The following is a 23,824-nucleotide window of genomic DNA, read 5'->3' as shown; positions in this document are numbered from 1 at the left end:
GCGAAGATGTACTGATGGCCGAGGTGCTGGCGAGGTTCGGTCCTGCGACGCAGGACTGGTTCCGGAGCGCCTTCGCGCGGCCGACCGATGCCCAGATCGGCGCCTGGGAGACGATCTCTGCGGGAAAGCACGCGCTCGTGGTGGCGCCGACGGGATCGGGCAAGACGCTGTCGGCGTTCCTGTGGTCGATCGACCGCCTCTTCCACGACAAGCAGGAGGTCGCCGCACGGTCGAAGGGCTCGCGCGAGCCGAAGGCGCGCGCGAAAGAGGATCGCTCGACGCGGACGCGCGTGCTCTACATCTCACCGCTCAAGGCCCTGGGCGTCGACGTCGAGCGGAACCTCCGGTCGCCCCTGGTCGGGATCGGGCAGTCGGCGCGGCGGCTGGGCATCGCCGTGCCCGAGATCACCGTCGGCGTGCGCTCCGGCGACACCACGTCGGCCGATCGCCGCAAGCTCGTGTCGGACCCGCCCGACATCCTCATCACGACGCCCGAATCGCTCTACCTCATGCTCACCTCGCAGGCGGGCCAGACGCTCAAGAGCGTGCACACGGTCATCATCGACGAGGTGCACGCCGTCGCCGCCACCAAGCGCGGCGCCCACTTGGCGGTGAGCCTGGAGCGGCTCGACGCGCTGCGGCGCGAGGACGACGAGACGGTGCCCCCGGCGCAGCGGATCGGCCTGTCGGCGACGGTGCGGCCGATCGACGAGGTCGCCCGCTTCCTGGGCGGCTCGGCCCCCGTCGAGATCGTGGCGCCGAAGGCGAGCAAGGCGTTCGACCTGTCGGTCGTCGTGCCGATGGACGACATGCTCAACCCCCCGCCCCCTCCCGGAAGCGACGAGCCGGCCGCCTCCGAGCCGGCGACGGGTGCGGACCGGGCGGACGACGGCGGCGCGGAGGACGACGCGCCCGCCTGGTACGAGACGGCACCCGGCCCGAGTGGAGCCCGCGGGACCGACCGTGGTGCACCCGAGGTGACCGGCTCCGTCTGGCCGCACGTCGAGGAGGCGATCGTGGATCGCATCCTCCAGCATCGATCGACGATCGTCTTCGCCAACTCACGGCGTCTCGCGGAGCGCCTCACCGGCCGTCTCAACGAGATCTACGCCGAGCGCCAGGGGCTGAGCGTCCCGGACCCGGCCGTGCCTGCGGCGATGATGGCACAGGCCGGCATCTCCGCTGGCGCCGACCCCGTGCTCGCCAAGGCCCACCACGGCTCGGTGTCCAAGGAGCAGCGTGCGCAGGTCGAGGACGAGCTGAAGTCGGGCAGGCTGCGCTGCGTCGTCGCGACCAGCAGCCTCGAGCTCGGCATCGACATGGGCGCCGTCGACCTCGTGATCCAGGTCGAGGCCCCGCCCTCGGCCGCCTCCGGACTGCAGCGGGTGGGTCGCGCCGGGCACCAGGTGGGCGAGGTGAGCCGCGCCGCGCTCTTCCCGAAGCACCGCGGCGACGTGCTGCACACCGCGGTGGTCACCGAACGCATGCTCGCCGGGCAGATCGAGGCGATCTCCGTGCCGCAGAACCCGCTCGACATCCTCGCGCAGCAGACCGTGGCGGCATGCGCGACGGGTCCCGTCGACGTCGAGGGCTGGTTCGAGACCGTCAAGCGCTCCGCCCCGTTCCGCACGCTCCCCCGCTCCGCCTACGAGGCGACGCTCGACCTCCTCTCCGGCCGCTTCCCCTCCGACGAGTTCGCCGAGCTGCGTCCCCGCGTCGTCTGGGATCGCGATCACGGGCTCCTGACCGGGCGCCCCGGCGCGCAGCGGATCGCCGTCACCAGCGGCGGGACGATCCCCGACCGCGGCCTGTTCGGCGTCTTCGTCGCCGGCGAGACGCGCAACGCCCGCGTCGGCGAGCTCGACGAGGAGATGGTCTACGAGTCGCGCGTGGGCGACGTGTTCACCCTGGGCACGACGAGCTGGCGGATCGCCGAGATCACTCATGATCGCGTCAACGTGCTCCCCGCTTTCGGACAGCCGGGAAAGCTGCCCTTCTGGCACGGCGACGGGCTCGGGCGGCCGGCGGAACTCGGCGAGGCGCTCGGGAAGTTCTCGCGCGAGGTCGCTGCGGCCACTCCCGAGAAGGCGACCGAGCGCCTCCGGGAATCGGGACTCGACGACAACGCGATCGGCAACCTCCTGGCCTATCTGACGGAGCAGCGCGAGGCGACCGGCACCCTCCCGACCGACAAGACGCTGACCGTCGAGCGGTCTCGCGACGAGGTCGGCGACTGGCGGATCATCCTGCATTCCCCGTACGGCATGCACGTGCACGCGCCGTGGGCCCTGGCCGTGAACGCGCGCATCCGGGAGCGGCTGGGCGTGGAGGGCTCGGCCGTCGCGAGCGACGACGGGATCATCGCGCGCGTCCCCGACACCGAGTCCGAGCCGCCCGACGCGGAGCTGTTCGTGTTCGACGCCGACGAGCTCGAGCAGATCGTCACCGACGAGGTCGGCGGATCGGCGCTGTTCGCCTCGCGGTTCCGCGAGTGCGCGGCACGGGCGCTGCTGCTCCCGCGACTGAACCCCAACCGGCGCTCCCCGCTGTGGCAGCAGCGCCAGAAGTCCGCGCAGCTGCTCGAGGTGGCGAAGAACCATCCGACCTTCCCCATCATCCTCGAGACGCTGCGGGAGGTGCTGCAGGACGTCTACGACCTGCCGGCCCTCCTTCGGATCGCTCGGTCGATCGGCGACCGTCGCATCCGGCTCGTCGAGACCACGACCTCGCAGCCCTCTCCCTACGCGCGCGATCTGCTCTTCGGCTACGTCGGCGCCTTCATGTACGAGGGCGACTCACCGCTGGCCGAACGCCGGGCCGCGGCGCTCTCGGTCGACCCCGCGCTGCTGAGCGAGCTGCTCGGCAAGGTCGAGATGCGGGAGCTCCTCGACCCCGGGATCATCGCCCGGTTCGAGCGGGAGGTGCAGCGCCTCGACCCGACCCGTCGCGTCCGCGGCCTCGAGGGCGTCGCCGACCTGCTGCGCCTGCTCGGGCCGCTCGACGCCGAGGAGGTGGCGCTCCGGCTGGAGCCCGCCGAGCCGGCGACCGGGGCCGCGACCCCGGACGCCGACGAGGCGGCGCACGCCACCGTCGCGGAGGCCGCCTCCCACCTCGACGCGCTCATCGACGCGCGACGCGCGATCCGCGTCACCCTGGCCGGAGTGGACCGCGTCGCGGCGATCGAGGACGCCGGACGCCTCCGCGACGCGCTCGGCGCGGCGTTGCCGGTCGGCATCCCCACAGCCTTCCTCGAGCCCGTCGTCGACCCGCTCGCCGACCTCGTCGCCCGGCACGCCCGCACCCACGGACCGTTCCGCACCTCCGACGTCGCCATGCGCCTGGGGATCGGCGCGGCGGTCGCACGCCAGACGCTCCAGCGGCTGGAATCCCAGGGGCGCCTGTCGGGCGGGTTCTTCCTGCCCGATCGCGCGGGCGGAGCCGCCGCCGCGGATCAGCCCGTCACCGGCGGCGGCGACCTCGAGTGGTGCGACACCGAGGTGCTGCGCCGGCTGCGGCTGCGATCGCTCGCAGCGATCCGCGGCGCCGTGGAGCCCGTCGCTCCCGAGGCCTTCGCGCGCTTCCTCCCCGCCTGGCAGCACCTCTCCGGGGCCGCCGAGGGGCGCGGGCTCGAGGGCGTCGACGGCGTCCTGGCCGTGATCGAGCAGCTCGCGGGCGTCCCCCTCCCGGCGAGCGCCTGGGAGTCGCTGATCCTTCCGAGCCGCGTCGTGGACTACACGCCCGGCATGCTCGACGAGCTCACCTCGACCGGCGAGGTGATCTGGTCCGGCCACGGATCGCTGCCCGGCCGTGACGGCTGGATCGCGCTCCACCCGGTCGACACCGCGTCCCTCACTCTGCGCCCCGCCGACGCGCAGGAGGAGAGCCCCCTCGAGCAGCGGCTGCTGGCGGCCCTGGCCGGCGGCGGCGCCTTCTTCGCCGGGCAGCTCGTCCCGCTCGTCGGAGCGGAGAACGAGCAGTCCGTGGTCGAGGCGCTGTGGAACCTCGCGTGGACCTCGCGCATCACGAACGACACGTTCGCGCCGATCCGGATGCTGCTCGGCGGCGGCTCGCAGGCGCACCGCACCGTGCGGCGCACGCCGCGGGCGCGCATGTTCCGGGGCACGCCGATCGCGCGCCCGCAGACGGCGCCGCAGCGCCCGCCCCTCGTCGGAGGGCGCTGGTCGCTGCTCCCGGCGCCCGAGGCGGATCCCGCGCTGCGGACGGCCGCCTCCGCGAGCCTGCTTCTCGAACGGTACGGCGTGGTCACCCGCGGGTCCGTGCAGGCCGAGGAGCTGCCGGGCGGATTCGCGCAGGCCTATCGGACCCTCGCGGGCTTCGAGGATGCCGGGCACTGCCGCCGCGGCTACTTCATCGAGAAGCTCGGCGCCGCGCAGTTCGCGACGTCGGCCACGGTGGACCGCCTGCGCACGTTCACCGGTCCCGACCCCGGAGACGGAAGCCCGCGACTGCACGCGATCACCCTCGCCGCGACCGATCCCGCCAATCCGTACGGTGCGGCGCTCGGCTGGCCCGCCCAGGACGGCGGGCACCGTCCGGGCCGCAAGGCGGGTGCCCTGGTGGTGCTGGTCGACGGGGCCCTCGTGCTCTACCTCGAACGCGGCGGACGCTCCGCGCTGGTGTACAGCGACGACGACCAGGTGCTCGCGGCGGCTGCACGCAGCCTCGTCGACACCGCACGGGGGCGCCGGCTCGACACCCTCACGATCGAGCAGGTGGGCGGCGCCTTCGTCTACGGCACCCCCGCCGGCCGCGCGCTGCTCGACGCGGGCTTCGTGGAGTCTGCCCGCGGACTCACCCTGCGGCGGGCCCGGTGAGGGCCGAGGTGACCAGTGCCCGAGGGTGACACCGTCTTCCGCACGGCGCGGCGGCTCCACGAGGCGCTCGCGGGCGGGATCGCGACCCGCTTCGACATCCGGGTGCCCGGCAGTGCCACGGCCGACCTCACCGGCGAGCGGGTGCGCGAGGTGGTGCCGCGCGGCAAGCACCTGCTGCTCCGCGTCGGCGGGTTCACGCTGCACTCGCACCTGAAGATGGAGGGTCGGTGGGACGTGTACCGTCCGGGCCAGCGCTGGCGCGCCCCGGCCTTCCGGGCGCGCGCGATCGTCGGGACGGCAGCGGCAGAGGCGGTCGGGTTCGACCTCGCGATGGTAGAGGTCCTCCCGACGGCCGACGAGGGCCGCGTCGTCGGGCATCTCGGTCCCGACCCGCTGTCGCCCTCATGGGATGCCGCCGAGGCCGCGCGGCGCCTGTCGGGCGACGACCGCGCCGTGCACGTGGCGCTCCTCGATCAGCGCAACGTCGCGGGGTTCGGCAACGAATACGCGAACGAGCTGCTGTTCGTCCGCGGCATCCTGCCGACCCGGCCCGCCACCGACGTCGACGTCGCGGGCCTGCTCGACACCGGTGCGCGGATGATCCGGCTCAACCGGGACCGTCACGGCCGCACGTTCACCGGCGACTCCCGTCCCGGGCAGCAGGACTGGGTCTACCGGCGCGAGGGCAAGCCGTGCCGGCGCTGCGGCACGCTCATCCGGAAGACCGAGCTCGGAGCCGACCCCACCGAGGAGCGCATCGTCTTCTGGTGCCCGCGCTGCCAGGTGTGACGTCTGCGGCCCTCAATGCCCGAGGTAGCGGCCGGGGCGATGGTTCAGGGCGAGCACGAGGTTCAGCAGCACGGCGCCGGCAGCGCTCATCAGCACGTTGGGCCACGGCACGACCAGGAGGGCCGCGACGATCACGAGCACGTCGAACATCATGAGCGTCCAGCCGGCGCGGATGCCGGTGCGCTCCTGCAGCAGCAGCGCGATGATGTGCACGCCGCCGACGCTGGATCGGTGGCGGAAGAGGATCAGCACCCCGACGCCCGCCAGCAGGTTCCCCGCGAGGGTGCCGTAGACGGCGTCGATGTCGCCGACGGGGAGGTACGTCTGGTGCACGAACGCGAAACCCGACACGAGGGCGATCGACACGATGGTGCGGATCGTGAAGTCCCAGCCCTTCTTCCACACCGCGAGCACGGCGAACGGCACGTTGATGACCGCGAACAGCAGCCAGAACGGCCACGGCGTGGCGTAGCCGAGCAGCAGGGAGAGACCCGCGGTGCCCCCGGTGACCGCGTGCGCCGCGTGCAGCAGGTGGAGGCCCAGCGAGGCGGCGAACGTGCCGGTGAGGATGCCGAGGACGTCCTCGAGGACGCTGTGCTCGGTGGCCTTGTCGTCGAAGACCAGGGAGGGCCCCGTCGTCGGGTCGGGCTCCTCCGCGGGGGTGCGATCGGGGGTGGTCACGGCACCCATCCTCGCATCCGGGTCGCGCCCGGCATCCACGGTCCGCGCCGCCCTGCTCTCATAGGCCTCGCCTAGACCGGCCACACGGGCTGCATGAGGCGGGCCGCGACACTGACCGACATGAAGACGCGACTGAAGCAGGGACTGATCGCCGGCGGCGTCGTCGTGGCGCTGACGGCGACGGGCGGCACCGTCTGGGCGCTCGACCAGTTCGTCGTGCCGCACGTCGTGGTCGAGGACGTCGCCGCCTACGAGGCCGCGCAGTCCGGCACCGCCACGACCGGCGACGAGGCGGCAGACGACGGGGCGGAGCCGGTGATCACCGACACGTCCTTCACCTCGGACGACGCCGCGGTGGAGATCACCACCGTCACCGAGGGCGCCGGCGACGACACCGTGACGTATCACGTGGCCGACATCGAGCTGAGTGACGCGACTGTGCTGCGGAGCGCCTTCGCGAAGAACCAGTTCGGCGAGAACATCACCGATCTCGTGTCGACCATCGCCGAGGACAACGGCGCGGTGTTCGCCGTCAACGGCGACTACTACGGCTTCCGCGACAGCGGCATCGTCATCCGCAACGGCGTGGTGTACCGCGACCAGGGGGCCCGCGAGGGGCTCGTCTTCTACGAGGACGGCACGGTCGCCGTGTACGACGAGACGGAGACGACGGCCGCGGAGCTTCTGGCCGACGGCGCGTGGAACACGCTCAGCTTCGGTCCCGCCGTGGTGGAGGACGGGGTGGCGGTCGACGGCATCGACGAGGTCGAGATCGACACGAACTTCGGCAACCACTCGATCCAGGGCGAGCAGCCGCGGACCGCGATCGGGGTCGTCGACGAGAACCACCTCGTGATCGTGGTCGTCGACGGCCGCGACACCGGGTACAGCCGGGGCGTCACGATGACCGAGCTCGCCCGGATCATGGTCTCGCTGGGGGCGACGACGGCGTACAACCTCGACGGCGGCGGCTCCAGCGAGATGTGGTTCGACGGAGAGGTCGTCAACCAGCCCTCCAACGGCGGCGAGCGCGCCACGAGCGACATCCTCTACCTGGCGGGGTGACCGGCGTGCACGTGATCCTGATCCCCGCCTTCGAGCCCGACGGGCGCCTGGTCGAGCTCGTCCGTGTTCTGAGGGATGGGCCGGAGCGCGCGCCGGTGCTGATCGTCGACGACGGGTCGGGCGCCTTCTACAGGGACGTCTTCGCCGCGGCGGAGACCGCCGGAGCGGTCGTGGTGGCCCACCCCCGCAACCGCGGCAAAGGTGCGGCGCTGCGCACAGGGTTCGCGGAGATCGCCCGCCGGTGGCCGGCGGCGCCGGTCGTCACGGCCGATGCGGACGGCCAGCACACGCCCGAGGACATCCGCCGGGTCGCCGTCGCCCTCCGTCGCGCGAGCGGCGCGACGCCGACGATCGTGCTCGGCGCGCGGAGCTTCACCGGCGCGGGCGGCGGTGCGGTGCCGATGCGCAGCCGTGTCGGGAACGTCATCACCCGCGGCCTGTTCCGTCTCGCGACCGGGCAGCGCCTGACCGACACCCAGACGGGACTGCGCGGCTACCCCCCTCCGGTGCTGCCGTGGCTGCAGCGGCTGCGCGGCGACCGGTTCGAGTACGAGTTCGCGATGCTGCTGCGGGCCCGCGAGACGGGCATCGCCCTGGCCGAGGTGCCGATCGCGACGGTGTACCTCGAGGGGAACGCGTCGAGCCACTTCCGCCCCCTGTCGGACTCGGTGCGCGTATCCGCGCCGCTGCTGCGGTTCACGGCGTCGGCGCTGCTCGCCTTCGCCGTCGACACGCTCGCGCTGCTCCTCCTCCACACGCTCACCGGCTGGCTGCTCTTCTCGGTCGTCGCCGCGCGGGTGATCAGCGCGAGCCTCAACTTCGCGGTAAACCGCTCGCTCGTCTTCGGGGCAGCTCGCACGGTGCCGCTGCGGACGGCCGCCGCACGGTACTTCTCGCTCGCGGGCCTGCTCCTGACGGCCAGCTACGGCCTGCTCACCGCCCTGTCGGATCTCGGTCTCCCCCTGCCGGCGGCCAAGCTCGTGACCGATGCGACGCTGTTCGTCGTGAGCTTCGCCGTGCAGCGCGCGGTGGTGTTCGCACCGGCCCGATCCCCGGCGGAGCGATCGCCGGCTCCGATGCCCGTCTGGGAATGAACATGCCCCTGCATGCGTTGTCTTCACTGTCAGGAGGACCAGTGGGCAAGAACTACGTCGACATCGAGAACGACCGGGGCGAGACGCTGCGCTACCGCAAGCACGTCAACGGTCGGGGCCTCATCGCGAACGGGGCCAAGGTACACGCCAGCGCGCTCGTCGAAGCCGGCGCGTATGTCGAACCCGGAGCACAGATCGCGGCAGGCGCGCACATCGGACGCGGCGCCTGGATCGAACCGGATGCGGTGATCGGTCCGGAGGTCGAGATCGCGCCGCACGCGCACATCGGACCGGGAGCGGCGATCGGGCCGCGCGCCAAGATCGGCGTCCGCGCCTTCGTGGGTGCGAACGCCCGCGTGGCCGGCGGGTCGCTCATCGGCGACGACGAGTCGATCGGCGACGGCGAGGCCGTGGCCACCGACCGGCGCGGGCTGCACCTGGCGGCCTGAGACCGTCCCCACGTCCGTGCCCTCGCCTAGGGTGAGGGCGTGAGACGCGCGACGACCGGACGACGTCGCGCGCGTCTCGTCGTGGCGGTGATCGCCGCGCTCATCGTGGCGGCGGCGGTGGTGATCGCCGTCTGGGTCGGAGCGGGGGTCGTTCCGACCTTGCCGGGGAGCGAGGGCGGGTCGTACTCGCCCGCTTCGGAGGCACCGGAACGTCCGGGCGACGCCTTCGCGCTCACCGTCGACGACGTCGTCGACGGCGACACCCTGCGCGCGACGGTGGTCGCGCCGAATGAGGTCGTGACGACGCGCGAGCAGATCCGCATCCGCCTCATCGGCATCGACACCCCGGAAGTCACGCCGCCCGTGGAGTGCGGGGCCGACGCGGCGACCGATCACCTGCGGGAGCTGCTCCCGGAGGGCGCGCGCGTCTGGGCCTCGGTGGACCGGGACTCATCGGACCGGTACGAGCGCCGCCTCTTCTACCTGTGGACCGACGACGGCGTCTTCGCGAACCTCGACCTCGTCGCCGCCGGTCACGCCGAGGCGATGCCGGTGCGGCCGAACCTGCGTCACGCCGACCTGTTCGCCGCCGCGGAGGAGCAAGCACGGGCGTCAGGTCGCGGCCGCTGGGGTTCCTGCTGACGCGCCCCCGGGTGCGCTCATCGCCGAGCCGACAACCTTCGTGCGAGCCGACACGATCCTGACGCGATGGATCGTGTCGGTTCGGCAGAAGCTTGTCGGCTCGGCGAAGAGGGCAGGGGGTCAGGCGAAGAGGAAGAGGACGAAGCCGAGCAGGGGCAGCGTTCCCTGGATGAGCGCCGGCCGCAGGTACTTCGCGCCCGAGGTCACCAGCACGAGCGCCGCGGCGAGCATCGAGCCGAGGCTGAACAGCACGAGCGTGCGTCCGGCGACCGCGGCGGCCGTGGCGGGGTCGCCCGCCCAGAACAGCGCAAGCCCGATGACCACGCCGATCGCCAGGAACAGGTTGTAGAAGCCCTGGTTGTAGGCCATCGGCTTGGTGGTGTCGGCGGCGGCCTGATCGGCGACGCCGAAGCGGCGCCACACCTTCGGCTGGCTCCACTGGATGCTCTCCATCACGAAGATGTAGACGTGGAGGAGAGCGGCCAGCGCGGCCGCGATCGTCGCGATGATCGGCACCATGTCCTGACGATAGCGCGACTACGCTGACTGCATGGCTGCGGGACGGGGATCGAAGGGCGCGCGCCGACCGTCGTCTCCGTCGCGGAAGGCCGCGAAGGGCACGACCCCCCGCACGCAGCGCGGCGCGAAGACCCCGCCCAGCAAGAAGTCCGCACCGGCCGCCCGCGCCGCTGCGCCGTCGGCTGCCGCCGACCCGACCGAACCCGCCGGACCTTTCCGGCTCGGCGCGGTCGCCGGGACGACGCCCGGCAAGTGGATCGACATCTGGCAGGAGCGGATGCCGCGCACGCCGCTGGAGCTGATCCCCGTCGCCGTGGCCGACCAACGTGGCGCCCTGGACGACGGCGCGGTCGACGCTGCGCTGGTGCGCCTGCCGATCGAGCGCGACGGGCTCCACGTGATCGCTCTCTACGAGGAGATCCCCGTCGTGGTGTGCGCCGCGGACTCGCATCTGACAGCGGCCGAGGAGCTCACCGCGGCGGACCTGGTCGGCGAGGTGGTGATCACCCCCCGCGACGACGTGCTCGGGCTGGAGCTGCCGGGCGTCGTGGCGCCGCGCTTCGCCGCCCCCGAGACCACCGAGGAGGCGATCGCCACCGTCGCCGCCGGCGTCGGGGTGGTCATCGTCCCGATGTCGCTGGCGCGGCTGCACCACCGCAAGGACGTCGACTTCCGGCCGCTCACGGGCGGCCCGCTGTCGGGTGTCGCCCTCGCGTGGCCGTCGGGCGACCCGTCCGAGCTCGTCGACGTCTTCGTCGGCATCGTCCGGGGGCGCACCGCGAACTCCTCGCGCGGCTGACGCCCCAGCGAGCGCGCGACGCCGAGCGCGCACGACGAGGGGCCGGCGGTGCCCCCCGACCCCGCCGGCCCGAAGACCGATTCCCCCAAAGATCCCGTCCGGCCTTCATGAACGACCTGCTGATCCCCCGCGGGGACGACGATCGCATCCCCATGCGGGCGTCACCAGGTCGTTCATTGATCAGGAGCGGCCTGCAGGCATCCTGATACACGCGCCGCGAAGATTTCTTCCGGTGGCCCGGAAGTCCCGTCGGATCGGGAGTTCGGGGACGTGTCGATCAGAGTCCGGCGCCGTGGCACTGGAAGGGGGCGACGACGCCGGTGCGGGTCTGGGCCGTGGCCAGCGCGACGGCGGGCGCAGCGCCCGCAGCGAGTTCGACGTGCAGGGCTCCCAGCAGTTCGCACGCGTCGTCGTCGGCGACCACCACCGGAGCGGCGATCACGCAGCCGACGCCGGCGTGCAGCCACGCCCGCGTCATGCCGACCGCTTCCTCGCCCCAGCGCACCGACGAGCGACCCACCTCGCAGGCCGACAGGATGACGGTCCGCGGCACCGGTCGCACCTGGTCGACGTCGTAGCCGAACAGCACGCCGTCGGCGAGCTCGAGACCGGAGAAGAGGGGGTTGTCGGCGGCGTGACGCCCGTGCGCCGCCACGTGGAGGAGATCCACGTCGCGAGCGAGCGCGGTGACCTCGGCGACGGTCACCTCCTCGCCGCGCAGCTGTCGTGCACCCTGCCACGACGCGGCGGCGACGGCGATCTCCTCCTCGCCGCGCGGCACTCGCGGTCCCGCGGCGAATCCCGCACGCCGGGCCGGCACGACCTCGCTGCGCGCCCAGCGCGAGGCCGACGCCGCCAGCGTGAACGGCCGGCCCGCGAGAGCGGGGAGCATGCTCCACGGGACGCCGGACAGCACCCCCGGAGCGGTGATCACGAGGCGCCGGCCGCCCGCATGACGCAGGGGGACATCGACGAGCGCGCGGGACAGGTCGGCCAGACGCGCGGCGAGCGAGCGACGGATGACGTCGGCCATGGGGCCGGTGCGCACCGAGGCGACCATGTCGAGGTCGGCGCGGAGCCCGGGGATGGCTTCGCGAGCGGCCGCCCAGCCCTCCAGCTCGACGAGAGCCGCGTCACTCGCGGTCACGACCACGCACGACAGGCCGGCGCTCCCGTAGACGTAGGCGAGCGCCGCGGTGTCCTCGTCCAGGCGCGATTGCAGCTGCGTCAGCTCGAGGCGCGCCTCGACGTCGGCGGCGCCGGTGCGCGACCACTGGTGCTGGCGGACGCGGTCGCCGAGCGTCACCGCGCGCGGGTCGGACAGCCAGTCCGCGCCGGGGAGGTCGGCGCGGAGCATCCGCAGCTCCGCCAGGTCGGCGGCCACCTCGGGGTCGGGGGGAGGACGCAGCGGCACGACCTGCTGGCTCAGCTGCCGCGCCCGCTCCGACCATTCGAACACCCGGTCGGGTCGCCGTGAGCGCACCGCCGAGTCGATGCCGGCCAAGAGGAGTCCCTGCCCGTGCATCGCCACCGAGGTCTGCAGGTCGAGGCTGCCGTAGGCGGAGCGCCACTGGGCCAGCTCGTCCAGGCCGGCGGCCGCTTCGCGCTGCACCGTGGGGATGCGGCCTGCCGCGGCGGCGCGCACCGCCCGCACCTCGTACGCCATGAGCCGCACATCCAGCGACGCCCCGGGCGCCAGCCGCGGCATCCGTCCGGGCTCCCGTCCGCTGCGCGCGCGCCACAGCTCGCGTGTCAGCCGGAGCGCGGCCGCCTCGTTGCGGAAGCCGGCTCCCGCCAGCTCGCGCGCGACCGCGTCGACCTCGGCGTCGTCGACGCGACGCGCGCTGCCGCGGATGCGCCCGGACCGGTCCATCGCACCCCGCGACATCCGCGACCGCAGGCGGATGCCCTCGGCCCGCGCCGCCCACGACGCCGACCCGACGCTGCGGAACCGCCGGGCGGCCGTCCGCGCGACCTGCTCGGCGCGCGCCGGCTCGTGGCGCAGCAGGGAGGAGGCCAGATGGAGTTCGGCCTCGGCGCGGGCCTGCGGCATCCCGTCCGCACCGAATGCGGCCGCGGCCGATTCGAGAAGGCGCTCGGCCTCGGTGACGAGCCCGGCGTCGCGCAGGACCTCGGCGCGATCGCTGTCGCAGATGGCCGCGTTCGCGGGCGAGAAGCCGGCCAGCACGGGCCGGGCGGCGCTCATCTCGCGCATCGCGCGGACCAGTTCGCCGCCGAGGAGAGCCGTGTAGCCGAGGTTGTGCTGCGTCTCGGCGATGTCGGCGGGGCCGCCGTGCTCGCGGTACACGACGAGAGCGTTCTCGAGGTCGGCGGTGCTGGCGGCGAGGTCCCGCCGCTGCATGTGGACGAGGCTGCGATTCAGCCGGAGGTTGGCCACCGCGATCGGATCGTCGGGGATCGTGTCGATCGCCCGACCGAGCCACTCCAGCCCTTCGTCGAGGCGGCCTTGGTTGACGAGCACGCTCCCGAGCTGTCCCGCGAGCACACCGCGTGTGTGCGGACTGATGCGCGGGTCGGCAAGCGCCTCCCGGCAGGTCCGCTCCCCCGTCTCGGAGTCACCGGTCTGCGTCAGGGAGAACGCGCGGGTGCCGATGATCCGCGCGGCGAGGTCGGGGTCGTCGGCCGCGGCGGCCGCCCGCGCGAGCATGTCGGCGGCGTCGGCGTAGCGCCGCTGCGCGGACAGCTCGCGGCCGCGCGCATACAGCTCTTCTGCCGTGGGGGTCACCCCCACAGCATGCCGTGCCTGCCGCCCTTCGCGCGACGCGCACGCGTCAGGCCTCGGCGGCGACCACCTTCTCGACGATCTCGCACACCGAAGGAATGCTCTTCTCCGGCGGCGTCGGTGCCGAGCTCGGCGAGAGGGCGGCCGCAACGCGCCCCGCCACGAGCGGTGCGGCGAACGACGTACCGCTCCAGACGGCGAAGCCGCCGCGGAAGTCCTCGGGGCCGATCGTCAGGCGCTGCCGTTCGTACTCGTCATCTCGCGCCGACGCCTGCAGTCCCCCGTAGAAGTCGGGAAGCGTGCTCACGACCGCGGCCCCGACCGCGTACGTCCGCACCCACGGACCGACGTTGGAGAAGAGCGCCGTGGTGCGCCGGTCGGGGTTCAGCGCCCCCACCGAGATGTGCGGGGCGCCGCCGTCGGGGACGATGCCGTTGTCGGCGCCGGGCCACGCCCACAGCGACGCCGGGAACGTGGGGCGGTCGATCGCGTCGTTGCCCGCCGAGACGATCACGGCCGTGCCGAGGTCGCGGAGCACGGTGAGCAGGTCGTAGAGGTCGCGCGTGTACAGACCGTCCTCCGGCGTCTCGTGGTAGTAGCCGAGCGACAGGCTGAGCACATCGATCGGCCGTCCGCCCTCATCCCCGTTCTGGTAGCGGGAGACGAGCACCCCCAGGTCCTCGATGACCGCGAGGAGGTTGGACTCCTCGACGAGCCCCTGGGCGTCGGCGACGCGCACGGCGAGGATGTCGGCATCCGGCGCGGCCTGGCGGACGATGCCGGCGATGAAGGTGCCGTGCCCCGACACCTCGTCGAGCTGTCCGTCGAGAGGTCCGTAGAGGTCGGGATAGATCTCGGGGTTCGCCTCGTCGTCGAGGCCGACCGGGCGCCCGTCGATGGTCACGTGCCGATCGACGATGTCGTCGGGCAGCCAGTCGTGGGTGCCCGCGCCGGTGTCGAGCACGGCCACGACCGCACGACGGTGCCCGTCGGGAACCGGGGTGCGCAGCGGCGCCGCCCCGACCCACGCGACCGGCTGCCGGCCACCGGACCCGTTGTCGGCGTACTCGCCGACCGGGTTGGTCTTGGTGAACGGATTCGTCTTCGTGAACGGGTTGGTCTTCGTGAAGGGGTTCGTCTTGGTGAACGGGTTCGTCTTGGTGAACGGATTGATCCCGATGGGGTCGACGGTCAGCACGTGGTCCAGCCCCACCCGGTCGAGGCCGGCGGCCCGCAGCGTCGCCGCCACGTCGACCTCGCCGTCCCGGCCCCGGACCGCGTCGCCCTGGAGCGCGTCGCGACGCACCTGCTGCAGCACCCGCCACGCATCGGGAAGGGCGGGCGAGATGCCGCGGACCTTCTCGTCGGGCGTGGTCAGCCGCACCCGGATCACCCGCGGTGCGCCGGGCAGACGGGGCGCGGGCAGCTCGCCCTGCTCGAGATCGGAGCCGTCGAGCAGCTCCGGCACGACCCCCCAGCCGAACGAGCGCGCGGCTTCGCGGACCCGGCCGTACGGACCGTCCTCCCGCTCCAGCTCCTTGTCGTCGGGCGCGAAGCTCACGAGCAGCCGGTGAGGCACATAGACGGTCTGGAACGCCTCGATGCCGTCGAGCGGCTCCGTGCCGGGGTCCAGCGCCACCGCCGAGATCACCGAGCCGCGGGCGCGGTCGCGCCACGACCATCCCTTCGGCTGCGGGGGTTCGGAACCGCGTCGCTCGTCGACCATGGGTCATCCTCTCGTGTGTGCCGCGGGGGCGGCCGGTGAGTCAGGCGTTCACACCTCGAAGCGGGGCGTGCGCAGCTCGGCCGGTGTTCCGGCATCCGTCGCCGCGGCGAGGATCACGCGCAGCCGCGTCATGCCGACCGGGATGCCGTCGAAGGCGAAGCGGCCGTGCTCGGGGGCCGTCGTCCAGGAGCGGCCGTCCTGCTCGAGTTCGATGGAGACGGCGGGCGCGTCGACCCAGCCGTCCACGCGCCGCAGGCCGGACTCGACCGGCACCACGTGCATGAGGACGCTGGCCGTGCCGTCGCTGAACTGCAGCGTGAGCGCGTCGGCGTCGCCGCGGACCGCCGCCAGGTCGGTCTGCGACACGAGCGTCAGCAGCGCGTACTCCCGCGACAGGTCGGCGGTCGCCACGGCGGCCACCATCCGGTCGACGAGGTCGGCCGGGGCCGGGTCGACGTCCTCCCAGGTGCGGCGCAGGGCCCGGAACAGCTCCGCGTCGGTCTCAGCGCTCATGAGGCGTCTCCTGTCCATCCGTCACCCGTCAGGGCGGTGCGCAGCTTCGCGAGGCACCGCTGCCGTGTCGGTCCGATCGATCCCACGGGCATCGCGAGGTCCTGTGCGATGCGGGCGTAGTCGGGACGCTCCTCGAAGGCGACGATCCGCAGCAGGCGCCGGCAGCGCTCGTCGAGGATGCCGACGGCGCGCCAGAGCCGCGAGTCGCTGTCGGCGACCTGTGCGCGCTCCTCGGCGGAGACCTCGACCGGCAGATGCGGCTCGATCTCGGTGTCGTCCGTGGCGCGCACGCGCTGGTGCGCCTTCGCGGTGCGCCACGCCTCCCGGCGCGCGCATGTGGTCAGCCAGCCGGCTACCGCACGGTCCTCGGCGATGGTCTCGTGGCGGCGCACGAGCGTCAGCCAGGTGGTCTGGACGACGTCCTCGGCGAGGGAGCGCTCGAGCCCGTACGCGCGCACGACGTGCCACAGCACGGGCGTCATGAGGCGCACGAGGTCGTCCATGGCGCGGGTGTCGCCGCCGCGCCAGCGGGTGAACGCCGCGGCTGCCCGGTCCCAGATCGAGACGTCGCCGACCGACCGACCGTCGTCGTCGGGGTCGTCCCGCACGTGCGACGGGTCGGTTGCAGTCATACCGCCCATTGTGGCCACATCTTGAAGAGCGGGCCAGAGCGCCCCTGATACATCCGCGATGACACGTTCCTGGTCGTGTGCGCGGACCCCGCCTAGACTCGGGCCATGCGCCCGCTCGTCTACCTCTGCGTCCGTCCGCAGCAGGGTGCGGCCGCCGCCGAGTACGAGTCGTTCCGCAGCGCCATGAGGCTGGACGAGCAGTCACTGGAGCGCTGGGACCTCGTCACGGCGCCGCTTCCCACGGACGCCGTCGAGCGCTGGCGGGGGGTCGTCGTCGGCGGGAGCCCGTTCAACGTCACGGATCCCGAATCGACGAAGACCGATGTGCAGCGCCGGCTCGAAGCCGACTTGGCCCGCCTCGCCCGGGAGGCCGCCGCCGGGTCCGTAGCCGCACTGTTCACCTGCTTCGGCATCGGCGTCGCGACCCGCGCCCTCGGCGGCGACGTCACCCGCGCCTACCCGGAGGACACCGGTCCGACGACCGTGTCGCTCACCGCCGACGCCGCCGCCGATCCGCTCTTCGGCGGGCTCGCCGACACGTTCGCGGCGCTGACCGCCCACAAGGAGGGCACCGGGCGCGTGCCCGAGGGCGCGGTGCTGCTCGCCACGAACGAGGCGTGCCCCGTGCAGGCGTACCGCGTGGGCGACCGCCTCTACGCGACGCAGTTCCACCCCGAGCCGACCGGCCGGGCCTTCACCGAGCGCATGGCCGTGTACCGCGACGACGGCTACTTCGCCGCGTCGGACTACGACGCGATCGCCGCACGCGTGCTGGCCGCCTCGCTCACCGAGCCGGTGCGCATCCTCCGCGCCTTCGCCGAGACGTTCTGACGCGGGGGCGCGGCGTTTCGTCTCGTCGCTGCGCTCCTCGCTCAACGACCGGGGGAAGGACGCTCGGTCGTTGAGCGAGCGCAGCGAGACGAAACGAGACCACCCTCGACCCGGGGACCGGGGCGCCCCGGTGTCACACCATCCAGGCGGCCTGCCGGGCGGCGCCCAGGGCGACGTACTCGCCCGGCGCGGGCACCTCGACGGGCACACCGAGCACGTCGGGCGCGACGCGTCGGACCGCCTCGGACTGCGCGGCACCGCCGATCAGCAGCGCCCGCTCGATCGGCACGCCGGCCGCCCGCAGCGCGTCCACTCCGGCGCCGAGCCCCCGCAGCATGCCCTCCACGGCCGCACGCGCCAGGTTCTCCCGCGTCGTCGAGGCGAGGGTCATGCCGGTGAGGGATGCCGTGGCATCCGGCAGGTTCGGAGTGCGCTCGCCCTCGAAGTACGGCACCAGCGTCAGCCCCGCCGCGCCCGGCTCGGCGGCGAGCGCGAGACGGGACAGCTCGGCATGGTCCACGCCGAGGAGCCGAGCGACGGCGTCGAGCACGCGCGCGGCGTTGAGGGTCACGACGATCGGGAGGAAGTGCCCGTCGGCGTCGGCGAAGCCGGCCACCGTCCCGGACACGTCGCGGACCGGTTCGGCGCTGATCGCGAAGACGGTGCCGCTCGTGCCGATCGACACGACGACGTCGCCGAGACCGGCGCCGACGCCCAGGGCGGCACCCGCGTTGTCACCGGCGCCCGGGCCGACGCGGCGGCCGGCGGAATCGGCGACCGACTCGCGCGGGCCGAGCACGCGCGGCAGCACCGCATCGTGACCGAGGGCCGCGACGAGCAGCTCGCGGTCGTACGCGTCGTCGGCGGGGTTCCAGTACCCCGTGCCGGATGCGTCGGAGCGGTCGGTGACGAGCTCGTCCAGCGCCGCCTCCGCCGTCTCCCCCGATCCGTCCGCGACGGGACCGAAGCCGCGCAGGCGCCAGGTCAGCCAGTCGTGGGGCAGCGCCACCGCCGCCACGCGCGCGGCGTTGTCGGGCTCGTGGTCGCGCAGCCAGCGCAGCTTGGTGATCGTGAACGACGCCACCGGCACGAGCCCGGTGCGACGCGCGAGCGCGTCGGCGCCGAACTCGGCGATCAGGTCGGCGGCGGCGCCGGCCGAACGCGTGTCGTTCCACAGCAGCGCGTCTCGCACGACGCGACCCTGCGCGTCGAGGGCGACCATGCCGTGCTGCTGCCCGCCGATCGACCACGCGGCGACGTCATCCATGCCGCCGGCAGCGGCGATCGCCGTCTGCAGCGCCGTCCACCACGCCTCGGGGTCGACGCTCGTCCCGTCGGGGTGCGACGCGCGCCCCTCGCGGACGATCGCTCCCGTGTCCGTATCGACGATCACGACCTTGCACGACTGCGTCGAGCTGTCGACGCCCATCACGAGTGCCATGGCGGCATCCTTCCGTGTTCTGACTGCCGCGCGCGCGTCTCGGCGCCGAGAGGTCGTCCCGGCGCCGAGGGCGCTGCGGCGGTGCGGCGGCGGCCGATCAGCGCGCGCCGAGCAGGTGCTCGGTCGCGAGCTGCTGCAGGCGGACGAAGCCGAACCCCTTGCCGCCGAGGTAGGCGTCGGCGTCGAAGTCCTCGTAGGCGGAGCGGTCGGCGACGAAGTCGTCGTACGTCTCGCCCTCGCCGAAGGTCGGCTGCGACAGCTCGGCGACGCGCGCGGCGACGAGCGCCTCCTGCACCTCGGGGTCGGCGCGGAAGGCCGCGGCGCGCTCCTTGAGGAGCAGGTAGGTGCGCATGTTCGCGGCGGCGGACTCCCACACGCCCGTCTCGTCCTCGGTGCGGCTCGGCTTGTAGTCGAAGTGCCGCGGACCCGTGTAGGCCGGACCGCCCTGCGGGCCGCCGTGCTCGAGGAGGTCGACGAGCGCGAAGGCGTTGTGCAGGTCGCCGTGACCGAACACGAGGTCCTGGTCGTACTTGATCCCGCGCTGGCCGTTGAGGTCGATGTGGAAGAGCTTGCCGTGGTACAGCGCCTGCGCGATCCCGGCGGCGAAGTTCAGCCCCGCCATCTGCTCGTGCCCGACCTCGGGGTTGAGGCCGACCATCTCGGGGCGCTCGAGGGAGTCGATGAACGCCAGGGCGTGTCCGACCGTGGGCAGGAGAATGTCGCCGCGCGGCTCGTTCGGCTTGGGCTCGATGGCGAAGCGCAGGTCGTACCCCTTGCTGACCACGTAGTCGCCGAGGAAGTTGACCGCCTCGCGGTAGCGCTCCAGCGCCGCCTGGACGTCCTTCGCCGAGTCGTACTCGGCGCCCTCGCGGCCGCCCCACATGACGAAGGTCTGCGCACCGAGCTCGGCGCCGAGGTCGATCTGCCGCAGCACCTTGCGGATGGCGAACCGGCGGACGTCGCGGTCGTTGGAGGTGAAGCCCCCGTCCTTGAACACGGGCGCGCTGAAGAGGTTCGTGGTCACCATGGGGATGGTGAGGCCGGTGTCGGCGAGCGCGCCCTTCAGTCGGTCGATCTGCGACTGGCGCTCGGCTTCGGACGAGCCGAAGGCGAAGAGGTCGTCGTCGTGGAAGGTGAGGCCGTAGGCGCCGAGCTCCGCCAGCTTCTCGACGACGTGGACGACGTCGAGGGCGGGACGGGTGGGGCCGCCGAACGGGTCGGTGCCGTTGTATCCGACGGTCCAGAGCCCGAAGGTGAACCGGTCGGCCGGGGTGGGAGAGATGGGCATGACGCTCCTTTGCGCGACGTGCGGGGAATTGTTGTGGTCTACAACCTATACCCGCGGCCCGTGCCCGTCCAGTGGCAGACGCCGGATGATCGTCGCCCGCCTCGCCCGCGGGCAGCGCATTTCGGAATCAGCGCAACAAAAGCCGCCCGGGCTCTACAGTGGACGAGTGCGTGAGACGGTGGGCGTTCGCCAGGCCAACCTCGCCCGGCTGCTGCACCTCGTGCACCACAGCGGGCCGATCTCGCGCGCCGCACTCACGGAGGCGACCGGGCTCAATCGCTCCACGATCGCCGACCTCGTCGCCGAGCTCGTCGGCGAGGGCCTCGTCATTGAGCGCGCGCCCGACCCGAGCCGGCGGGTGGGACGGCCGTCGCCGATGGTCGCCGCCGACCCCACGGTGCTCGCCCTGGCCGTGAACCCGGAGGTCGACGCCGTCACCGTCGCGGCGGTGGGGCTGGATCGCCGGATCGCCGCCCGCGCGCGCATCGAGGTGCCCGAGCCGCCGACGCCCGAGAGCACCGTCGCGCTCACCACCGCCCAGCTCGCCGCGTGGCGTGACGGCGACCTCGCCGCCGCCCGGATCGTCGCCATCGGCGTGGCCGTGCCCGGCCTCGTGCGCCGCGTCGACGGCCTCGTGCGCGAGGCTCCGCACCTCGGCTGGACCGACGCCCCTCTCGGCGACCTCTTCCAGGCGGCGACCGGCCTCACCGCCTTCGTCGCCAACGACGCGAGCCTCGGGGCGCTCGCCGAGCACCTGTTCGGCGCCGCCGTCGGAGTCGACGACGCGGTCTACCTCAACGGCGGCGCGAGCGGCATCGGCGGCGGACTCATCGTCAACGGGATGCCGGTGACCGGTGCCGGCGGCTACGCGGGCGAGTTCGGCCAGAACCGGCCGGGCATCGCCGACGCCGCCGACCGCCGCGCCCCGGGAGGCGTGCTGGAGGACGAAGTGAGCCGGTCGCGGCTGCTGGAGGCCGTCGGTCTCGCCGGCGCCGACGAGCCGACGCTCGCCGCCGCGCTGGCCGAGGCCGCCCAGGCGGACGCCTCGGCCATCGTCGGCGACGAGGTGGCGCGTCAGCGCCGCATCCTCTCCACCGCGCTCGCCAACGCCGTGAACGTGCTCAACCCGCAGGTGGTCGTGCTCGGCGGCTTCCTCGCGACCCTCGCGACCTGGGACCTGCCCGAGCTCACCGACCTCGTGCGCGCCCAGTCGATGCCCGCGAACGCGGCCGACGTCGCGCTGCTGCCCGCCGCACTGGGCGAGGATCGGCTGCTCATCGGCGCCGCGGAGGCCGCCTTCAGCGAGCTGCTGCGCGACCCCCTGAGCTCGAGCGGATCACCGAGCTCGGCCGGGTCGTCGTCGCCGGCGGAGCCGTCGTCGCGCGAGGGATGAGCTTGGTCGGAAGCCGCAGGTGGGTGACCTCCGGCTCCTCCCCCCGCAGCAGCGCGAGCAGCATGCCTGCCGCCTCCGCGCCCAGCCGTCCCATGGGCTGACGGACCGTCGTGAGCGCCGGCGCGTGCCGGGTGGCCTCGGGGATGTCGTCGAACCCGACGATCGACAGATCCCGCGGCACCTCGAGCCCCAGGTCCGCCGCGACCTGCAGGATCGCGAGCGCGGAGATGTCGTTCGCGGCGAAGATCGCGGTGGGCCGATCGGCGGTCGAGAGCATGTCGATCGCGACCTCCCGCGCGGTCGACTCCTGATAGCGGCCCGCGCCGACGTACGCGGGATCGAACGGGATCCCGGCGTCGGCGAGCGCGCGGCGGTAGCCCGCGTCGCGCGCGATCGAGGAGCGCAGGTCGGCCCGCCCTGCGATGTAGCCGATGCGCCGGTGCCCGAGCTCGATGAGGTAGCGCGTCGCCTCCCGGGCCCCGCCGAAGCTGTCGCACTCGACGATGGGCAGGTCGGCCGGCCCGGCGTGGGGGTCGACGGCCACGAGCGGCACCTCGGTGCTGACGTTGACCACCGTGGGGGTCACCATGATGGCGCCGTCGATGAGCGTGCCACTCAGGCGCGACAGCGAGCGGCGCTCCCAGCCGTCGTCGTCGCCGCGGGAGCCGGTGTAGGCGAGGAGGTCGTAGCGGGAGTCGCGCAGCGCCTCGCCCACGCCCTTGAGCACCTCGGCACTGAAGGGCTCGAAGTCGGCGACCAGCACGCCGATGACCCCGGTGCGGCGCGAGCGCATGCTGCTGGCGATGAGGCTGGACTCGTAGCCGAGCTCGGCGACGGCGCGAAGCACCCTGTCGGCGGTCTCCGTCGCCACGCCGTAGCGGCCGTTCATGGCCTTGGAGACCGTGGCCACCGAGACGCCTGCGCGCGCGGCGACATCGTGGATCGTCGGTCGCCGCTGGGTCATGTCGCCAGGATAGCCGGCTGGAAAACGGTTTCGAAAACGTTTGACACCGTTTTGTTGTGTTTAGAAACTTATGCAACCGGCCGCACCGCCGGGATGCCGACTCGACGAAGAGAACAGGAATCACATGAAAGCCCACAAGATCCTGGCCGGGGCCTCGCTCCTGATCGCCGGCTCGCTCGCGCTCAGCGCCTGCGGCGGCGGGGGTGAACCGGCCGCCGAGGGCGGTCCGGTGGAGATGACGCTCTGGCAGAACTCCACCACCGGTCCCGGACAGGAGTTCTGGAAGAACGCGATCGCCGCCTTCGAGGCGGAGAACGACAACGTCACGATCACGATGCAGTCCGTGCAGAACGAGGACATGGACGGCAAGCTGCAGACCGCGCTCAACGCCGGCGACCCACCCGACATCTTCCTCCAGCGCGGCGGCGGCAAGATGACCGCCATGGTCCAGGCCGGACAGCTCATGGACCTCACCGACCTCATCAGCGACACCGCCCGCAGCGAGATCTCCGAGGGGTCGTTCAAGGCCGAGACCTACCAGGACAAGGTCTGGGCCATGCCCCTGGCCGTGCTCCCGTCGGGCTTCTGGTACGCGTCCGACCTCTTCGAGGAGGCCGGCATCACCACGACGCCCACCACCGTCGACGAGCTCAAGGACGTCGTCGGCTCCCTCAAGGACGCCGGCATCGCCCCCATCGCCCTCGGCGCCAAGGACGCCTGGCCCGCTGCGCACTGGTACTACAACTTCGCGCTGCGCGAGTGCAGCCCGGCGACCATCGAGGCCACCGGCGACTCGAAGGACTTCAGCGACGCGTGCTGGCTGAAGGCGGCGCAGGACCTCGCCGACTTCGCGGCCATCGAGCCGTTCAACGAGGGCTTCCTCACCACCTCCGCCCAGCAGGGCGCCGGAAGCTCCGCGGGCCTGGTCGCCAACCACCAGGCCGCCATGGAGCTCATGGGTGCGTGGGATCCCGGTGTGATCGCCTCGCTGACGCCCGACGAGCAGCCCCTTCCCGACCTCGCCTGGTTCCCGTTCCCGGAGCTGTCCGGCGGCGCCGGTGAGCCCGGCTCGATGATGGGCGGCGTCGACGGGTACTCGTGCTCGGCCAAGGCGCCCAAGGAGTGCGCCGACTTCCTGAACTTCGTCGCCTCCGCCGACCAGCAGAAGGCCTACTACGAGGCGTTCAGCGCCCCGCCGGTCAACACGGTCGCCCAGAGCGCGGTGCAGGAGGAGTACCTGCAGCAGGTGCTCGAGGCCTACAACAAGGCGCCGTTCGTCTCGCAGTGGCTCGACACGGTGCTCGGCCAGAACGTCGGCAACGCGCTCAACGTCGCCGTCGTCGACCTGCTCGCCGGCAAGAGCACGCCCGAGCAGATGATGCAGTCGGTCGCCGACGCGGCCAAGAAGGGCTGACGGGCA

The 23,824-nt window shown here is 72.9% G+C and carries 19 protein-coding genes; 10 read left to right on the top strand and 9 right to left on the bottom strand.

Translation table 11 applies throughout. The annotated features are described in order from the left end of the window. Positions 1 to 14: 14 nt before the first annotated feature. Both QQZ13_RS09400 and QQZ13_RS09395 read left to right on the top strand, forming a co-directional pair. Positions 15 to 4,835, top strand: coding sequence for a DEAD/DEAH box helicase (locus tag QQZ13_RS09400; protein ID WP_284528758.1), 4,821 nt, complete (start codon positions 15 to 17; stop codon positions 4,833 to 4,835). A gap of 15 nt (positions 4,836 to 4,850) precedes the next feature. Beyond that, entirely contained in the window at positions 4,851 to 5,624 is a 774-nt protein-coding gene (locus tag QQZ13_RS09395; RefSeq protein WP_284528757.1) for a DNA-formamidopyrimidine glycosylase family protein, read from the top strand. A 12-nt stretch (positions 5,625 to 5,636) separates the two neighbouring features. On the opposite strand, the gene QQZ13_RS09390 is transcribed toward QQZ13_RS09395, so the two are convergent. Beyond that, positions 5,637 to 6,314, bottom strand: a complete 678-nt coding sequence (locus QQZ13_RS09390; protein ID WP_284528756.1) for a YitT family protein — start codon at positions 6,312 to 6,314, stop codon at positions 5,637 to 5,639. Between the two features lie 111 nt (positions 6,315 to 6,425). Between QQZ13_RS09390 and QQZ13_RS09385 the strand changes: the two genes are divergently transcribed. From QQZ13_RS09385 to QQZ13_RS09370, 4 genes are read left to right on the top strand one after another with little or no spacing between them, the layout of a single operon-like run. Further along, positions 6,426 to 7,370 (top strand): phosphodiester glycosidase family protein, encoded by a 945-nt coding sequence (locus QQZ13_RS09385; RefSeq protein WP_284528755.1) that lies wholly within the window; start codon positions 6,426 to 6,428, stop codon positions 7,368 to 7,370. Then, positions 7,367 to 8,464, top strand: coding sequence for a bifunctional glycosyltransferase family 2/GtrA family protein (locus QQZ13_RS09380; RefSeq protein WP_284528754.1), 1,098 nt, complete (start codon positions 7,367 to 7,369; stop codon positions 8,462 to 8,464). The genes QQZ13_RS09385 and QQZ13_RS09380 overlap by 4 nt, the downstream gene beginning before the upstream one ends. 41 nt (positions 8,465 to 8,505) lie before the next feature. Next, the gene (locus QQZ13_RS09375; protein WP_284528753.1) at positions 8,506 to 8,913 is read left to right on the top strand and encodes a transferase; all 408 of its coding nucleotides are present in this window, start codon (positions 8,506 to 8,508) and stop codon (positions 8,911 to 8,913) included. Between the two features lie 39 nt (positions 8,914 to 8,952). Beyond that, a complete protein-coding gene (locus tag QQZ13_RS09370) occupies positions 8,953 to 9,555 on the top strand; it encodes a thermonuclease family protein (protein ID WP_284528752.1) in 603 nt (200 codons plus the stop codon). A gap of 120 nt (positions 9,556 to 9,675) precedes the next feature. On the opposite strand, the gene QQZ13_RS09365 is transcribed toward QQZ13_RS09370, so the two are convergent. Beyond that, positions 9,676 to 10,074 carry a DUF1304 domain-containing protein gene (locus QQZ13_RS09365; RefSeq protein ID WP_284528751.1) on the bottom strand — a complete coding sequence of 133 codons (399 nt, stop codon included), beginning with the start codon at positions 10,072 to 10,074 and terminating at the stop codon, positions 9,676 to 9,678. 31 nt (positions 10,075 to 10,105) lie between these two features. Between QQZ13_RS09365 and QQZ13_RS09360 the strand changes: the two genes are divergently transcribed. Beyond that, positions 10,106 to 10,873 carry a LysR substrate-binding domain-containing protein gene (locus QQZ13_RS09360; protein ID WP_284528750.1) on the top strand — a complete coding sequence of 256 codons (768 nt, stop codon included), beginning with the start codon at positions 10,106 to 10,108 and terminating at the stop codon, positions 10,871 to 10,873. A gap of 277 nt (positions 10,874 to 11,150) precedes the next feature. Here the strand turns inward: QQZ13_RS09360 and QQZ13_RS09355 are convergent, their stop codons facing one another. The 4 genes from QQZ13_RS09355 to QQZ13_RS09340 are packed head-to-tail and all read right to left on the bottom strand — an operon-like array spanning position 11,151 to position 16,487. Further along, positions 11,151 to 13,619 (bottom strand): CHAT domain-containing protein, encoded by a 2,469-nt coding sequence (locus QQZ13_RS09355; RefSeq protein ID WP_284528749.1) that lies wholly within the window; start codon positions 13,617 to 13,619, stop codon positions 11,151 to 11,153. A 46-nt stretch (positions 13,620 to 13,665) separates the two neighbouring features. Further along, on the bottom strand, positions 13,666 to 15,342 hold the full coding sequence (locus tag QQZ13_RS09350) for a S8/S53 family peptidase (RefSeq protein WP_284528748.1): 1,677 nt from the start codon (positions 15,340 to 15,342) through the stop codon (positions 13,666 to 13,668). 48 nt (positions 15,343 to 15,390) lie between these two features. After that, a complete protein-coding gene (locus QQZ13_RS09345) occupies positions 15,391 to 15,855 on the bottom strand; it encodes a hypothetical protein (RefSeq protein WP_284528747.1) in 465 nt (154 codons plus the stop codon). Next, the gene (locus QQZ13_RS09340; protein ID WP_284528746.1) at positions 15,852 to 16,487 is read right to left on the bottom strand and encodes an RNA polymerase sigma factor; all 636 of its coding nucleotides are present in this window, start codon (positions 16,485 to 16,487) and stop codon (positions 15,852 to 15,854) included. The genes QQZ13_RS09345 and QQZ13_RS09340 overlap by 4 nt, the downstream gene beginning before the upstream one ends. Positions 16,488 to 16,592: 105 nt before the next feature. Between QQZ13_RS09340 and QQZ13_RS09335 the strand changes: the two genes are divergently transcribed. Continuing rightward, positions 16,593 to 17,318 (top strand): GMP synthase, encoded by a 726-nt coding sequence (locus tag QQZ13_RS09335; RefSeq protein WP_284528745.1) that lies wholly within the window; start codon positions 16,593 to 16,595, stop codon positions 17,316 to 17,318. A 133-nt stretch (positions 17,319 to 17,451) separates the two neighbouring features. Here QQZ13_RS09335 and xylB read toward each other — a convergent pair whose 3' ends face one another. Together xylB and xylA are read right to left on the bottom strand one after the other, a co-directional pair. Beyond that, positions 17,452 to 18,759, bottom strand: coding sequence for a xylulokinase (gene xylB, locus QQZ13_RS09330; RefSeq protein WP_284528744.1), 1,308 nt, complete (start codon positions 18,757 to 18,759; stop codon positions 17,452 to 17,454). A gap of 97 nt (positions 18,760 to 18,856) precedes the next feature. Continuing rightward, positions 18,857 to 20,047 (bottom strand): xylose isomerase, encoded by a 1,191-nt coding sequence (xylA, locus tag QQZ13_RS09325; protein ID WP_284528743.1) that lies wholly within the window; start codon positions 20,045 to 20,047, stop codon positions 18,857 to 18,859. A gap of 166 nt (positions 20,048 to 20,213) precedes the next feature. Between xylA and QQZ13_RS09320 the strand changes: the two genes are divergently transcribed. Next, positions 20,214 to 21,440: an ROK family transcriptional regulator gene (locus tag QQZ13_RS09320; RefSeq protein ID WP_284528742.1), complete on the top strand. Its 1,227-nt coding sequence runs from the start codon at positions 20,214 to 20,216 to the stop codon at positions 21,438 to 21,440. Here QQZ13_RS09320 and QQZ13_RS09315 read toward each other — a convergent pair. Further along, the gene (locus tag QQZ13_RS09315; RefSeq protein WP_284528741.1) at positions 21,346 to 22,404 is read right to left on the bottom strand and encodes a LacI family DNA-binding transcriptional regulator; all 1,059 of its coding nucleotides are present in this window, start codon (positions 22,402 to 22,404) and stop codon (positions 21,346 to 21,348) included. The genes QQZ13_RS09320 and QQZ13_RS09315 overlap by 95 nt on opposite strands. Positions 22,405 to 22,528: 124 nt before the next feature. Between QQZ13_RS09315 and QQZ13_RS09310 the strand changes: the two genes are divergently transcribed. After that, positions 22,529 to 23,818: an ABC transporter substrate-binding protein gene (locus QQZ13_RS09310; RefSeq protein WP_284528740.1), complete on the top strand. Its 1,290-nt coding sequence runs from the start codon at positions 22,529 to 22,531 to the stop codon at positions 23,816 to 23,818. The last annotated feature ends 6 nt before the right edge of the window (positions 23,819 to 23,824 follow it).

It is taken from the genome of Microbacterium sp. T2.11-28, from assembly GCF_950097975.1.
Classification (GTDB): Bacteria; Actinomycetota; Actinomycetes; order Actinomycetales; family Microbacteriaceae; genus Microbacterium.
Note: the sequence above shows the minus strand (reverse complement) of the source record. Positions and strands in the feature narration are given on the sequence as shown.